The 14,162-nt window shown below is 63.3% G+C and carries 12 protein-coding genes; 6 read left to right on the forward strand and 6 right to left on the reverse strand.

All coding sequences use genetic code 11. From position 1 onward, the window contains the following. Nucleotides 1–11: 11 nt before the first annotated feature. A complete protein-coding gene (locus tag ACS5Q1_RS31095) occupies nucleotides 12–1,679 on the reverse strand; it encodes a TIGR04028 family ABC transporter substrate-binding protein (protein ID WP_473101827.1) in 1,668 nt (555 codons plus the stop codon). A gap of 788 nt (nucleotides 1,680–2,467) precedes the next feature. Between ACS5Q1_RS31095 and ACS5Q1_RS31100 the strand changes: the two genes are divergently transcribed. Beyond that, nucleotides 2,468–3,178: a L,D-transpeptidase family protein gene (locus ACS5Q1_RS31100; RefSeq protein ID WP_473101828.1), complete on the forward strand. Its 711-nt coding sequence runs from the start codon at nucleotides 2,468–2,470 to the stop codon at nucleotides 3,176–3,178. Between the two features lie 763 nt (nucleotides 3,179–3,941). Here ACS5Q1_RS31100 and ACS5Q1_RS31105 read toward each other — a convergent pair. Together ACS5Q1_RS31105 and ACS5Q1_RS31110 are read right to left on the reverse strand one after the other, a co-directional pair. Then, nucleotides 3,942–4,268 (reverse strand): ATPase inhibitor subunit zeta, encoded by a 327-nt coding sequence (locus ACS5Q1_RS31105; RefSeq protein ID WP_473101829.1) that lies wholly within the window; start codon nucleotides 4,266–4,268, stop codon nucleotides 3,942–3,944. A gap of 233 nt (nucleotides 4,269–4,501) precedes the next feature. Then, nucleotides 4,502–4,786: a hypothetical protein gene (locus tag ACS5Q1_RS31110; protein ID WP_203439821.1), complete on the reverse strand. Its 285-nt coding sequence runs from the start codon at nucleotides 4,784–4,786 to the stop codon at nucleotides 4,502–4,504. 364 nt (nucleotides 4,787–5,150) lie between these two features. On the opposite strand from ACS5Q1_RS31110, the gene ACS5Q1_RS31115 reads away from it, so the two are divergent. Beyond that, nucleotides 5,151–6,287 carry a DUF3616 domain-containing protein gene (locus tag ACS5Q1_RS31115; RefSeq protein ID WP_473101830.1) on the forward strand — a complete coding sequence of 379 codons (1,137 nt, stop codon included), beginning with the start codon at nucleotides 5,151–5,153 and terminating at the stop codon, nucleotides 6,285–6,287. Between the two features lie 96 nt (nucleotides 6,288–6,383). Here the strand turns inward: ACS5Q1_RS31115 and ACS5Q1_RS31120 are convergent, their stop codons facing one another. Together ACS5Q1_RS31120 and ACS5Q1_RS31125 are read right to left on the reverse strand one after the other, a co-directional pair. Beyond that, nucleotides 6,384–6,650, reverse strand: a complete 267-nt coding sequence (locus tag ACS5Q1_RS31120) for a hypothetical protein (RefSeq protein WP_473101831.1) — start codon at nucleotides 6,648–6,650, stop codon at nucleotides 6,384–6,386. Between the two features lie 222 nt (nucleotides 6,651–6,872). Further along, nucleotides 6,873–7,550 carry a hypothetical protein gene (locus ACS5Q1_RS31125; protein WP_473101832.1) on the reverse strand — a complete coding sequence of 226 codons (678 nt, stop codon included), beginning with the start codon at nucleotides 7,548–7,550 and terminating at the stop codon, nucleotides 6,873–6,875. A gap of 350 nt (nucleotides 7,551–7,900) precedes the next feature. On the opposite strand from ACS5Q1_RS31125, the gene ACS5Q1_RS31130 reads away from it, so the two are divergent. The 4 genes from ACS5Q1_RS31130 to ACS5Q1_RS31145 all read left to right on the forward strand — a co-directional run bounded on the left by ACS5Q1_RS31130 (nucleotide 7,901) and on the right by ACS5Q1_RS31145 (nucleotide 13,593). Then, nucleotides 7,901–8,746, forward strand: coding sequence for an HD domain-containing protein (locus tag ACS5Q1_RS31130; protein WP_473101833.1), 846 nt, complete (start codon nucleotides 7,901–7,903; stop codon nucleotides 8,744–8,746). A gap of 479 nt (nucleotides 8,747–9,225) precedes the next feature. Beyond that, complete coding sequence (locus tag ACS5Q1_RS31135; RefSeq protein WP_473101834.1) at nucleotides 9,226–9,552, forward strand: hypothetical protein; 327 nt, start codon at nucleotides 9,226–9,228, stop codon at nucleotides 9,550–9,552. A gap of 445 nt (nucleotides 9,553–9,997) precedes the next feature. Continuing rightward, nucleotides 9,998–11,344 carry an adenylate/guanylate cyclase domain-containing protein gene (locus ACS5Q1_RS31140; protein WP_473101835.1) on the forward strand — a complete coding sequence of 449 codons (1,347 nt, stop codon included), beginning with the start codon at nucleotides 9,998–10,000 and terminating at the stop codon, nucleotides 11,342–11,344. 338 nt (nucleotides 11,345–11,682) lie between these two features. After that, a complete protein-coding gene (locus tag ACS5Q1_RS31145) occupies nucleotides 11,683–13,593 on the forward strand; it encodes an adenylate/guanylate cyclase domain-containing protein (protein ID WP_473101836.1) in 1,911 nt (636 codons plus the stop codon). A 183-nt stretch (nucleotides 13,594–13,776) separates the two neighbouring features. Here the strand turns inward: ACS5Q1_RS31145 and ACS5Q1_RS31150 are convergent. After that, nucleotides 13,777–14,162 (reverse strand): tetratricopeptide repeat protein (locus ACS5Q1_RS31150; protein ID WP_473101837.1); only part of this gene is annotated, 386 nt, incomplete at its 5' end.

Below are 14,162 nucleotides of genomic sequence, written 5' to 3' on the forward strand. Positions count from 1 at the left end.
CTACGCGGTCCTTAGCGGCGGGGCGCCAGCCAAGTGCTGTAGAAGCTGGGACGACCGACGGCTTCGAAGGACACGCCCTTCACGTAAGGAGCGGCTGCGAAGGCCTGGGGCTCCTCGAAGATCGGAATGGCGTAGGCCTGATCGACCACGTAGTTCTGGACCTCGCCTGCAACCGCGAGACGCTCGGTGCGGTCCGGCTCGGAGGCAAGCTGATCCAGGAGTGCATTCAGCCGCTCGTCGGCGAAGGACTGCACCTTGTCGCTGTTTCCGCCCTTCTGCAGGAGGACGTTGCGGTTCGTCGGGTAATACTGGCTCTTGATCACGTCGGGATCGGCGCGACCGACCATGGCCGGCGAAACTGGCGCTTTGGCGGGATCGAGATTGTTCACCGTTGCGCTGCCCGAGTCGGCGGTGAGAACATTGAGCTTCACGCCGACCTTTTCCCATTGCTGCGCGACCAGCTGCAACGTCTCCTTGTTCTGCGGCTGAGGCAGGGACTCGTAGGCCGACAGTTCCAGCGTCTGGCCATCCTTTTGTCGCCGGCCGTTCGCACCGAGCTTCCAGCCCGCCTCGTCAAGCAGCTGCTTGGCCTTCGCAAGGTCGTAGGAAAGCTTCGGCGAGAGGTCGATATAGCCGAGCGCCGTCTTGGCGATGATCGATGTCGCCTTCGGGTAATTGGTCGAGAACAGTGTCGCAACGATCTCATCCGTATTGGTGGCCTGCAGCAGCGCGCGGCGAACGCGGACATCGGCGACAAGCGGATTGTCGGGACGGAAGACGACGCTGTTGTTCACACCGCGGGTCGAGGGTGCGTAGATGAGATATCCTTCATCCTCGACCTGCTTTTCGTCATAAGCCTGGATCTGGCGAATGACATCGGCCTGCCCTGCCACCAACGCGCCAATGCGTACGCTGTCTTCGGGGGTGACGAGATATTTGATCTCGTCGAGATAGGCGCGGCCCTGGTGCTCGAGTTTGGCCGGTCCCCAATTGTAGTCGGGACGTGCTTTCAGCGTGAGTTCACGCCCAAGCGTCTCGCTGGCAACGACGAAGGGGCCCGAGCCGATGATCTTCGTGGCATCGCCCAGCGTCTCATAGGGCAGCGCAAGCGTCTTCAGGGAGACGAGACCGGAGCCGATCACGGAGGTGCCCTGCAGGAAGCCGGGGGACGGCTTCTTGAAGGTGAACTTGACCGTCTCCGGGTCGATGACCTCGCTGCGGTCGTAGTTGTTGATCACCTCCGAAATCGGCAGCTTCAGGTCCTTGTTGCCGCGCCCGAACGTGTCGTAGTTCTTGGCGACAGCGGCAGCATCGAGCGGCGTACCATCGGAGAATGTCACGCCCTTTCGGATCTTGAAGGTGTATTCCGTCGCATCCGCATTCACCGTCCATGACTCAGCGATCCAGGGCTCGATCTCGAGCGTCTTCGGATTCTGATAGGTCAGCTTGTCGGTGATCTGGTTGAGGATGCCACCATTGGGATAAAATCCGCCCGCCGGCGGATAGAGATTGGTATGGGCCTGCTGCTCAAGGTAGACAAGCGTGCCCCCCTTTACGGGCGCGCCCTCGGATCCGGCGGCCACTGCGCCGGTACTCCATATCGAGAAGGCTCCGAGGAATGTGGCCCCCACCAAGGCCGCAGGGCCGATTTTGCGTCTGAAGCGAGTTTCGAGTGTCACGATAAATCCCCTGCACGACTGGGCTTCGAGCTGAATGACTGATGGATTATCGTGCCGAAATGTCCGTTAAAGCAACTGAAATGTTCTTTTTTTAGAACACATCAGATGAGCAAAATCTTCTCCGAGACCTGCCGTCAGGAGATGTTTGCTCTACTAGCTCATGATGATTTCGTCCGTGCTAGAGCTGTTTTCCACTGACCTGGAATCATCTCTTCTCCTTGATTTGCTGCATTTTTTGACGGCAAACCGGATCCACATCGCGGACCGTCCTTGGGCCACGGCTGACCTGTTTGGTCAGTGGATCGACAACATTGCAGGATCCTGATGGAGTCGAGGGCGAGGGAAATTCCCCGCCCTTCCAAGACGTCCGCCTTAAGCCCCTCCCCTGTGACATAAAACTCAGGCCCGGAAAGTGCCATTTGCCGACCATAGCATTGGTCGGAATCGAGCCGACCCAGCACGTCCCGCGGAATCGATAGATTGGGTCGATGACCGCCCGCGGGTCAGATATTCAATGCGAGTGCCTTGACGTGCATCAGGATGGTACGATCAGGCGGATCGGCCCGGGTTCGGGGCTATCAGATCGGGCCACGCCGAGCGCCACGCGACGTGAGACTGCGAGACCGCGTGGACGTGACCAGCTTTGGTGCATGGCAAGCTCCGCACAGCGAAGGCCCGGGCTTGCCAATCGAGCCGTGTGACGGCAATCTTAAGCTCAACAAGACGTTCAGCGGGTGGTTGCCGGAGCATTGTCTCGTCGGGCAACAGGACAAGGGAACTGTCAAATCATGATCATGGACGGTGGGAATACCTATGCTGACGAGAGAGACGAGGTAGCCTTGCCCGGGCCTCGGACGGGGCTTCTAAGCCGCCGGTCGTTTCTGGCCGGCTCGGCCTCCGGTCTCGGCGCACTGGGGCTGGCCGGCTGCGTGACATCCGACGGCATGAGCCTCGCTGAGGCGTCGAAGGTCTACGGGCCGGTGCCTGATGAGAAATTCCCGATCCCGGCGATCGATGTCAGCAAGGTCGATCCGAAATATTATCGCCGGACCGTTCGCTACGACACCAAAGAGGCGCCCGGTACGATCATCGTCGACCCCGGCAATTACTACGTCTACCGCATCGAGGAGGACGGAAACGCCACGCGCTATGGCGCCAATGTCGGCCGTGACGGGTTCCGGTGGAGCGGTGACGCCTATGTCGGGCGCAAGGGCGAATGGGCGACCTGGACCCCGCCCAAGGAGATGATCCGGCGCCAGCCCGAGGCGGCCAAATGGGCCCGTGGCATGCCGGGCGGCCTCGACAATCCGCTCGGCGCCCGCACGCTCTATCTCTATCAGAACGGCGCCTACACGCTCTACACGATCTATGCCAGCCTCGACGCCGAATCGATCGGCAACGGCATCACCAGCGGCTGCGTCGGCCTCCTCACGCAGGACATGATGCACCTTTACGACCGAACCTCGGTCAAGACGAAGGTGGTCGTCCTGCCGGCCTAGCAACGGCGCCAGCCCTGGCAGCCCTGGTCGTCTTGGCGCTGCCGGTGCGGGCAGCGCAAACAACAGGCCCGTTCTTGGAGTCTGAGCGATTGCGCAGGTGGCGATCCCTGGAAGGTCGACGAGGCGACCTTTATCGTCACGCAAGATTCCAGGTTGGCGACGCCAGCATCCAGATTGTTGAAGAGGGTGCTGTAGAGTCGGCAGGGTCTGGAGAAGGACGTTCCTGCTCTCGGCGTCGGCTAAGCGGTGTTTCAGCTCACCGCTTCCCGGCCTGATCCATAGTGCATCTCTGCACGGCACGGCCCCCGAAAACAGGGACGGTGCGTCTTCTGGCCCGAAGGTCCTGACCGTTTTCGACCCTCCTGCAACCTTCGGAATGTCCGCTAGCGCATCGTGCGGACCCAGAGGGCCGCGTCAGCGACCCGAAGGGCCACGTCAGTGAAAAGTGGGCCCGGTTTTCGCTGACGCGGCCCTCTGGGTCCGCGCCAAACGATGCGCTCTTCAAAGAGTGGAGCATCGACGGCAGCCCTTGCCTGGTGAGCCACTCGGATATCCAACGTTGGATCAAGGAATTTCCACGCAGACGATTATCACCGCGCTTATGGCAAGTGCTCTACTGACAGGCTGCGTCTCGAGCTCCGGTTCGGACTCGCGTCCACCGAATGACGCCTCCTCCTCGGCAACTCAATCACCCGGAATCCGCAACGACACCTTCGGGGAGCCGCGAACTGGACATCGCTCTACGGAAAACGGGCCGCCGCCTTCATGGCAACATGAGTTTGCGCGCGAGCGTCACCGCTGCGGCATCAAGGGAATCGCCCTGCGCTGTCGGCATCAGGTTCCCGGCCTTGAGCATGAACTCGGTCATGATGTGCAGGATCCGTTCGTCCGACTCGACCACGCCCGCGGCGTCAAAGTCCTTGCGGATTTTGCCGAACACGTCGCTGCACTCTGGATCGACCGTGCCCCTGGCAAGGGCATCCGAATAGACCTCCGCATCGCGGCCCGTCATTCCCAGTTTCTTGGCGGCCCACCGGCCGAGGAGCTTGTTGCGCAGGATCGTCTTTCCCACATCGTCGGCACTGGTCATCGAAAACCTCCGATTGCCTTCCGTGGAATTCCCCTTCGGTCAGCGAGCTTCGTGGCCCGAATGGTTCGGAATCCGGTAGCAACGCCACCGAGATATCGGGATAGGTCGTGAAGACCCGGTCGCCACCCTTGCCTGCCGCAGATGTTCCGATCGGCAGGAGCACAAGTGCAGGAGCCCGTTTGCCGAGGGCACGGGCGAATGCATAAGTCTAACTCGCTCCAACAGGGCGCTCCTCAAGCGGCCCTGTTCTTGAGTGCACCGATAAGGACGGTCAAAATAGCCCCGCCGGCACCGCCGCTGACGAGGTTGGCGAGGACTCCCCCGACACTGAAATTGCCGCTTGCAAGGGATGCCCCGATGGCCGGCATTGCAAGGGCCACGATCTGTCCAAGAACTCCGCCACCGACAGCGCCTGCGATAAGGTTTCCGGCAGTGCCCAGGTCAAAGTTAGGGGATGCTTTCCCTGCCGCTCCGCCTCCCACTGCGCCTGCGATCAGATTGATTAGAATCTGTTCCATTCGCGCCTCCCGATGAGCACTCAACCTCTTGCCAGTTGAGTGATGGGCTTGGTCCTAGAGCACACCAAAGGCGGGCCCTGGGGCTGAAATTCTCCCATCAAGCTCACGCCTACACTGCGCCCGTCGATCGCTGTTAGGAAGCTGCTCGGAAGTGATCCAGGCAAGAGGATGGCAGCATGGGATGTTTCGGAGGCGACCTGACGACAAGGCTGGTCGACGGCGGCGGAGAGAACCGTGCGGGCTCGACCGCACCCTTGTCACAAGCAGTTTTGGCCTAGGTTATTTGACGGTTCGGTCCCCTCGCGGCCGAGCCGTTGTTGGTTGCCTTTCGTCAGGCTCGTCAGCGCCACTTGAGGGAACGACCATGCCCAACGCCAGCCATTTCGAACCTCTCGGACAGGTCGATCTCGCCTTTTCGGACTGGCGGCCTCTGCAACACCTGAAGGACCCGCTTCACAAGGATCTGTCCGCCGTCGCGCGTGTCGGCGACAGCCTCTTTCTCGCCTGCGACGAGACCGCGAGCGTCGAGCGGTTGCGGCGCATCAAGGACGGCCGGTTCGGCGAGCATCGGCATTTCGCTCTCGACGGACTCATTGACCTGCCGGCCGGCGCCGAAGGTGAAATGGACATCGAAGGTCTGTGCGTTGTGGACGGCTTTCTCTGGATCGTTGGCTCGCATGCGCTCAAGCGCAGCAAGCCGAAGCGCGACGAGAGCGACGCCGATGACGCCCTGCGTCGGATGGAACAGGTGAACCGCGAGCCGAACCGGCACTTCCTGGGCCGGATCCCACTCGTCGAGGAGGCGCCAGGTTTGTTCATGCCCACCCGCTCGAACGGCAAGCGCCAAGCCGCCTGGATCAAGTTCGACAAGAGGAGCAGCGCCCTCACCCGTTGGCTCGCCGATGATCCGCATCTCGGCCCTTTCCTCTCAATCTCCGCCAAGGAGAACGGGTTCGACGTCGAGGGGCTGGCGGTGCGCGGAGACCGGATCTGGCTCGGCCTGCGTGGCCCGGTGTTGCGGGGCCACGCGGCGGTGCTCGATCTGGAGATCGGGGAAAAGGCGCTGGGCCGGCTCAAGGCACGCCGCATCGAGAGTGAGCGGCGCTACCGCAAGCACCTGCTCGACACGCGCGGTCTCGGCATCCGCGACATGCGGTTCGACGGCGATGACCTCCTTCTGCTGGTCGGGCCCACGATGTCCCTGGAAGGACCGGCCTTCGTGCTGCGCTGGCGGGATGCGGTTCGCGACGACGTCTCCGGCGTCATCGCCCCAGACCGTATCGAGACGGTCGCCGAACTGCCGTATCGGTTGCACGCCGATCACCCCGAGGGCATCGATCACTGGCCGGAGGCAGGTCCCGGGGGCCTGATTGTCATCTACGACGCCCCGGCCCCAGAGCGGACGGACCCGGACGCCTTCACGGTGCGCGCCGACCTGATCGGGCCGTGCCGGCCGAAGGTCAGGTCACGAGCCAAGCGGGTGGCGGCATTGGCATCCTAGTATTCGGGCCGAAGAGCGTTGAGCAGGACGGCCTTCGGCCCACCAAGTGATCGACGTCCGGCCCTGAGAGCAAGGGGCCGGGGTTCCGCACGTCCGCTAGCAGCGACGGAGCCGCGGCTGCCCGGACGCATCCATCATCATGCGGCCGTTCGGGTCGTACATGTAGCAGTAACCCGGAGAAGCTTGGGCGGTCCGGGCACCTGCGGCGGTACCCACGGCTGCGCCGCCGACGCCGCCGACCACCGCGCCGACGGGACCGGCGACCACCGCCCCGGTGGCGGCCCCCGCCGCGGTTCCGGTCGTCGTCGGTGAACAGGCTGCCATCGCTACGCAGGCACACAGAACTAAAGCGAGCTTGTACATCTGCCGCTCCTCTTCTGGATGCTGGTCTTCGGCCTCTGCGCGGGCTGTGATCGCCCGCGAAGGGGTCTCTTGCTAACGTGGCAATGCCCGGTCGGTTGCCGCAGCAGGATCGAGCCCGCGCGGGAAACACTCTTCGGGGCTCGGGTGCTTGAGCACTCCCTCGCGCACTGCGTGGAAACGCACCCCGGCTCTTCGCGCCTCATGATGCGCCAGGGTCTTGCTCTATGGCGGGTGGGGATTGCTGTCTCGCCCGCGCAAGTTATCGATCAGGATATGCACGCTGATCAGCAGCACCCAGATGGGCAGGACCATGATGCTCCAGTTGAGATAGAAGCTGCCGAGAAGCACCAGTGCAGCCAGCGCATAGCCGGTCGCCGCCATCCATCGGGGGGCGATCGCGGTGTAGATCACGACCGTGGACGTCGAGATCATGAAGACACCGGCCATCTTGATCGCATAGACGTTGAACAGGACGTCGGCGACCGCGCGTCCGAGACGGAACGTCGGAGTGGGACTCGTTCCGGTCATCTCGGTAGAGGGGGCAATGAGCAGCAAGGCGCCGACAATTGTCGCTGCAACGAACAGGGTCGCCAAGAACAACAGGCCGCTCCCCAGAAACACTGTCGCGAAAAAGCGATCCTCCTTCGGACCGAGGCGGTCGCGCAGCACGCCGATGAACCACAGGAAGGCGATGCCCGCAAAGGGAATGAGATTCAGTGCCAGCGCCACGTGCCCGGAGCCATCGGCCAGCCAGGTGCCAGGATCCAATGGATCGGCGGGAACCGCGCTCCGGAAGATCCAAAAGATGATGATCAACAGGATGGAAAAGACGATGCCGGCAACGGCAGCCGCCCGTGGTGTTCTCAGATGCGAGTACATGGTGGTCTCTTCCTGGGGCATCGCTGGCCTCCTCGCTTGAGCCCAGACCCATGCGCCTGATCGTACCGTCAGCACATAACCCGAGGGTGAAGGGGCATTGTCGCGTTCATCGCGCGACGAGGGCTCGGTGCAGAAGTCGCGACTGCGGCGGTAGCCTCGATGACCATGATGCACGATGCGGTTCTTCAGGGACTTTGACGATGTCAAGGCGGCCGTCGGAACTGAGGTCGGTGCGAGCGGCGGGATCGACATTGTCGGCTTGCGGTAGGGTGATCGCAGAGATCGACGTCCTTGGATCAAGCGTCGCGGGATTTCCACGCAAACTCGGTTATAGTCTCCTGCCGAGGACGACCTACACCCGGGAGGCTTGCATGATGACCATGCCGGCAATCATGGCGGATGAACTCGGGAGGCACATCGCAAGCGACTTTCGCCGCCTGTTCGGCTCGGCGCACCAGGACAAGGCCGAGCGCCTCGACGGCGCCGCACGCATGGCCCTGGAATGCCTCGGCCGGAGCGATGCCCTCTACCACAACGTCGAGCATACCTTCCTGGTCACGCTGGTCGGGCGGGACATCCTCCATGGCCGGATCCTGACCGAACGCCTGGAGCCGGACGACTACTCGCACCTGATCGTCGCCTGCCTGCTGCATGACATCGGCTATGTCCGCGGCATCCTGAAGGGCGACGGGCAGGACCGCTGTGTAGTGGACGCGAATGGGGCAACCGTGACGCTGCCGCGCGGGGCATCGGATGCGGCGCTCGCCCCCTATCACGTCGACCGCTCAAAGCTCTTCGTCATGGAGCGGCTGGCAGGCTCGCCGTTGCTCGATGCCGAGCGGGTGGCGCGTGCGGTCGAATTCACCCGCTTCCCCACGAGCCAGCCCTCCGCCGATGCGCCGGAGAACCGGGAGGGGCGGCTGGTCCAGGTGGCTGACCTGATCGGGCAGCTCGGCGACCCTCTTTACCTGAAGAAGGCCAATGCCCTGTTCTATGAATTCGAGGAGATCGGCCTCAACCGCCAGCTCGGCTACGCCTCCCCGGCCGACTTGGTCGAGCGATTTCCCGACTTCTACTGGACCCACGTCTCGCCTCACTTAGGTGAAGCGATTGCCTACCTGAACGTGACGGCGGCGGGCCGGCAGTGGATCGCGAACCTTCACAGCCACGTGTTCTGTGCCGAGCATGCATTCACCCTCATGGGGCCTCAGCGATAGTCCGCTGGCATGGCGGTGGATCGAGGCTTGCGCCTCCGCACGTCTCCACCGGGCTGGCCGCAAGCGGCCGCCGGATGTCGTCCGAGAACTCAGCCCCTTGAACGCCCTTGAGGTGAATAGACAATCGGGGCCAATGTGTGGGGATGATCTATCCCTTTTTCCCGCACGCAGTGCAGCCAGGCTGTTTCCTTTTGCCGGCCGCACGCGATTATAGGTTGATCCCCCGGACCTCTTGGTCCCACAAAGGGCGACGGGAGGCCCTTTCGGGAAAGCGCGGCATGAATGAGCACGGCAGACATTGATCACCGCACCCGGCCGGACAACGCAAATGGCACGATCCGCGCCGCACGTCTGCGTCTTGAGCAAACACGAATGTCCTCGAAAGGGCCGAGAAAGTCATCGCGGATTCACATCGTGTCATCGAGCAGTCCCGCGAGCTTTTGGTTGGCTCGGTTAGCGCCCATCCCCGAAGGGCCCGAGTGCCGGCCCCTGCCCCGCAACCGATTATCACCCGTTCCTCCACCCCGTTCGTGTCGCAGCCGGCCCTTGACAGGGCAGATGAGGAACTCTGTCACGCGGAGCTTGAATATGGTCGAGCGCTTCTTGGTTTGAGCCGCGTCTGGGACAAGCTGGGATCCAGCCTGACGGACGACATTCTCCGAGAGGAGCAGGTGGCGACGGCGATCTATGATCGCGCCGCAGCGCGCCTGCGCGAGCTTGAGGCCCGATGGTTCGCCTTGCAAGCCCTGGCGGCCGAGCAGGAAGCGATGCGGTTGGGATCGCCATCTCGCGCGTGGTTGAACTGACGACGCAACATCTTTGTGCCGCGGTCGCCGCTCTCCCTGCTCGTTCTTGCGTCGAGTAGATCGGGTGACTTCAACCGCCGACGTGAAAGCCTCAAGCAATCCGATGGAAAACCCTTGCCCCACCCAATGGCATGATGTGCTTCCCGCACCTCAAATCTCACACCCGCAGATGGGGCTTGAGGGAGGCTCTGTCCTCGCGTTGTCGACGTGAGACGATCAAGGCCGCGACGAGATACCATCAGGTAAACCCTGAGAAGCCGTAGGACAGCACCTGGGCCATAGGTCACCAGGATTGTCGCTGAGCATTGCGCATGGCGTGGTGCCCGGGAGAGCGTTGATCTTGCGCACTGCCTCAAGCAGCAGTCCCCGCCAGAAGCCGATTTACGCGCTGAGCCCTGACGGACACAATGCAAAGCCTTCATCGGTCTCGCGAATGGTGATGCACATGGACGACATCCACGCAGACGCCATCACTCCCCTTCTGAGGGATGCGGAGAATGAGGCGGAGCTCACCACGGCCTGGGTTCGCATCGCGCTCGCCCTGGCGTTGGCGGGAAGCCTGTTGATCTCGAGCCGGATCGCGGTGGTCGCCGGCGACCTCGACATTCTGCGGCGGCTCGGACTGGCCGGGCTGGCCGTGGGCACGTTACTGGCGCTTGGTGTGGCATCCCTCGTGCTCGTGCGCACCGGTTGGTACGCGCCATGGATGGCATTCGCGTCCACGTCCGGGGACGCCGCCATCATCCTCCTGCTGGTCGGAGTCACGCTCCGTGACGCCGACCTCGTGGGCAATTGGATCGCCGCCGTTCCGGCCATCTGGGCCGCGCCTCTCATCCTCGCCACTGGGGCCTTCCGCTATCGTCCAGGCGTTCAACTGTGGGCCACGGGACTGCTGGTGATTGGACTCGGGCTGGTCGCCGCAGATTTCGAGACAAGCACCTTCCTGCGACCTGCGGAGGAAGCAATGCTCGCGGCCTCTGGCGCCGCCGATCTGCTCTCCCTTCCGGCCAACCTGACCCGAACCCTTATCCTGGCCCTGACCGGCGCGATCACTGCGCTGGTCACGCTGCGGGCCCGCCGCCTGCTGCATCGTGCGGTGAGGGAGGCCGATGAGCGGGCGAGCCTAGCGCGGTTTCTGCCGGCCGAGATCGCTCCTCTCATGGTGGGGCGCACTCTCGATGCCTGGCGGAGTGGCCGACGGCAGGAGATCACCGTGTTGTTCGTCGACCTTCGGGACTCGACCGCCCTGGCCGAGCACATGGATCCGGAACGGTTATCGATCTTTGTCTCGGCTTTTCGGCGCCGGGTGATGCAAGCAGCGCAGGCGTATGGCGGAATCGTCGACAAGTTTATCGGAGACGGAGCGCTCCTGATCTTTGGGGTTCCCGAGCCAGGGCCGGATGACGCCAAACGCCATCGGATGTGCCAAGGAGATCGTCCGGCTCATTGCGCGCTGGAACGCGAAGCGGCGCTTCCACCTGCCTGTCCGGGTAGGCATCGGCCTTCATACGGGGATAGCTTTCTGCGGTGTGTTGGGAGCATCGGGGCGATTGGAGTTCACGGTGTTGGGCGACGTGGTCAACGTTGCGGCTCGGATCGAACAGGCGACCAAGCGGTTTGCCGCCCCCTTGCTGGCCTCAGACGCGACCATCGCCCGGGCCGGCGCGATGAGCGAGTGGCGCGAGATCAGCCGCGAAGCCCCGAGAGGCAGGTCCGGAGAAATTCTGATCCTTGCACCGTCCGATCGGGGCTTCGCCAGCCAGCCGCGCCCATTGGTGTAAACGTATCCTGAAGTCCCTTGATCGATGAGGGGCCGAGCAAGAGTTGGTTGGGGCATCCCGCGCGACATGTGGAGTGGGCGTGAAATCAGTCTACGCCCACCTGATTTATCCATGCTGCGGTCCCGGAAGATCCGGAGTGGGTCAAAATTTCACATTCAGGACGCTCAACGAACGTCGGCTCTTGAGAGCCGAAGCGGACCAAGCACATATGTCCCAAGAGCGCCAAGAGCTGCCGTTTGGGTCGCAAGGTTGCGCCCTCCGCAGGTCGCGGCGCGGGCAATGTCTTCCCCCGCCGATGCCCTGGGCGTAGGCTTCAGACGGCGGTTTGAACCGCTTCATGGAGCGCTCTATGGAGCGCAAGCTGGTGACCATCGTGTGCGCCGACGTGGCGGGCTACTCGCGGCTGATCGGGCTCGACGAGGAAGGCACGATCGCGCGCCTGAAGGCGTACCGCCGAGCTCTGATCGATCCAGCCATCGACCGGCATGGCGGGCGGATTGTCAAGACCATGGGCGACGGCCTGCTCGTCGAGTTCTCTAGTCCTGTCGAGGCGGTCCGCTGCGCCGCCGAGCTCCAGCTCACCATGGCTGGTCGCGAGGCATCCCTCCCAGAAGAGGACCGCATCCGGTTCCGGATCGGCATTAATCTGGGCGACGTGGTCATCGAGGAAGGCGATGTCCTGGGCGATGGCGTCAACATCGCTGCGCGCCTGCAAGCCTTGGCTGATATTGGCGGCATCTGCATCTCCCGCTCGGTTCGTGATCAGGTCCGTGACCGGCTGCCCGTCGGGTTCGAGGATCTGGGGGAGCAAAGCGTGCGCAACATCGCCCGGCCAGTCCGGTGCTATCGGGTCCACTTTGACACCTACGCGGCTGAAGCGTCCCCCGAGCCGACAGGCCGTCGTCTCTGGCCCGTTCCTGCCGCCGCGGCCGCAGCCCTCGTCGCTTTCGGTGGCACCGGTTTCTTCCTTGCCAGGAACCAAGGACCATCGGAGGTCCCTGTCGCGGCAGCGGCACCGAGCACTGTGGATGGGACCGGCGATCCAAGTCGTGCCGCATCCCGCCTGTCCCTGGTCGTTCTCCCCTTTGATAATTTGAGCGGCGATCCGGACCAGGAATACTTCGCCGATGGCCTGACGGAGGATCTCACAGCAGACCTGTCACGCATCGACGGCAGCTTCGTCATCGCGCGCAACACCGCCTTCACCTACAAGAACAAGCCCGTGGACATCCGACAGATCGGCCGCGACCTCGGCGTGCGCTATGTGCTCGAAGGCAGCGTTCGGCGCAGCGGCGACCTGATGCGAGTCAATGCCCAGCTTATCGACGCCGAGACCGGGGCCCATCTGTGGGCGGATCGGTTCGATCGCACGCGCGCTGACTTGATCGAGATGCAGAACGAGATCACGGCGGGGATCGCCTCCGCGCTCAGGGTCAAGCTCATCGACATTGAGAGCCGCCGCGGTCAGCGGGAGCGCCCCAGCAATCCCGATGCGACGGATCTGGCCATGCGCGGCTGGGCGCTGATCTACGCGAGCCAGACCCGGGACAACAATGCGGCGGCGCGGCGCCTGTTCGAGGAGGCGCTCACGGTGGATCCGCAGGCGGTGAGTGCGCTTACGGGACTGGGCTTCACCCACATCCGGGACGTGATCAACCGCTGGACCGATGCGTACGGAGATCACCTGCAAAGGGCCGATGAGCTGATAGGGCGTGCCATTGCGATGACGCCCGATAACGCCCAGGCTCACCAGTACAAGGCGTTGCTGCGCCGGGCGCAGAGGCGCAGCCAGGAGGCCATCGTGGCGGCCGAACGGGCAGCGACCCTCAATCGCAATCTCGCCGCAGCCTACACCGAGATGGGCTGGAACTGGACTCTTCTCGGCCAGCCGGAGAAGACAGAAACCTATGTGCAGCAGGGCATCCGCCTCAGTCCGCGCGATCCTTTCCTGGTGTATTGGCTGCTGTACATTGGCGTGGCACAGTTGCACCAAGGACAAGATGCGGCAGCCCTCGAGACGTTCCAGAGAGCGATCGATGCCGATCCGGGTTTTCCGAGTTCCTATGGCTGGCTGGCGGCGGCCTACGTGTTCATGGGACGCGAGGCCGAGGCTCGTGAGCCTATGGAGAGGTGGTTGCGTGCGGTGCCGTGGATGACGTTGACGCGCTACAAGGCCCTGGAGCAATCCGAGCATCCGGGCTACCTGGCCCAGCGGACGCGGATCTACGAAGCATGGCGCAAGCTGGGAATGCCGGAGTGAGCCCGCCCCACCGATTGGCGTTTGATGGAACGTCTGGATCGGGTCAAAGTGTTGCGTAGAGCGGATCAAGTGAAGGTCCGCTCAGCGCGCAATCGCGGAACTTGGGATAAGGTCAGCCCAGTGCCAGAACCGGCCATTCACAAGCCTCGCGGCACGTCACTCGCCGGCCATCCTCGACATCCCCTATGACTTGACGCACTCCGGCAGGCGCACCGGCTGCGCCAAGCGGGCGAGTGCCTCGGGCGTGGCGCAGGCCGGGAAGCCGGCGGATCGCATCGTCCTGATCAGGTGCTCGCGTTCGGTGTCGTTGAAACTCGGGTCGCTGACAAATCCCTCGATCGTCAGGGCGGGATGACGTTTCAAGGCCTCGCCGAGCGTCGCCTGTGCTTCCTCCGACCGCCCCAGCATGGCGAAGCTCGCTGCCCGCTGCACCCAGGCGAGCCGCGTGTAATTGTCCGGCGTCTGCCGCTCCATCACCTGGAGCGCATCCTTGTAGCGGCCGGCCATGAAGTAGGCGTAACGCAGGAACCCGCAGGCCCACGGCCTGTAGCTGGGATTGAGCCGGATCG

This window comes from Microvirga sp. GN3, from assembly GCF_055792825.1.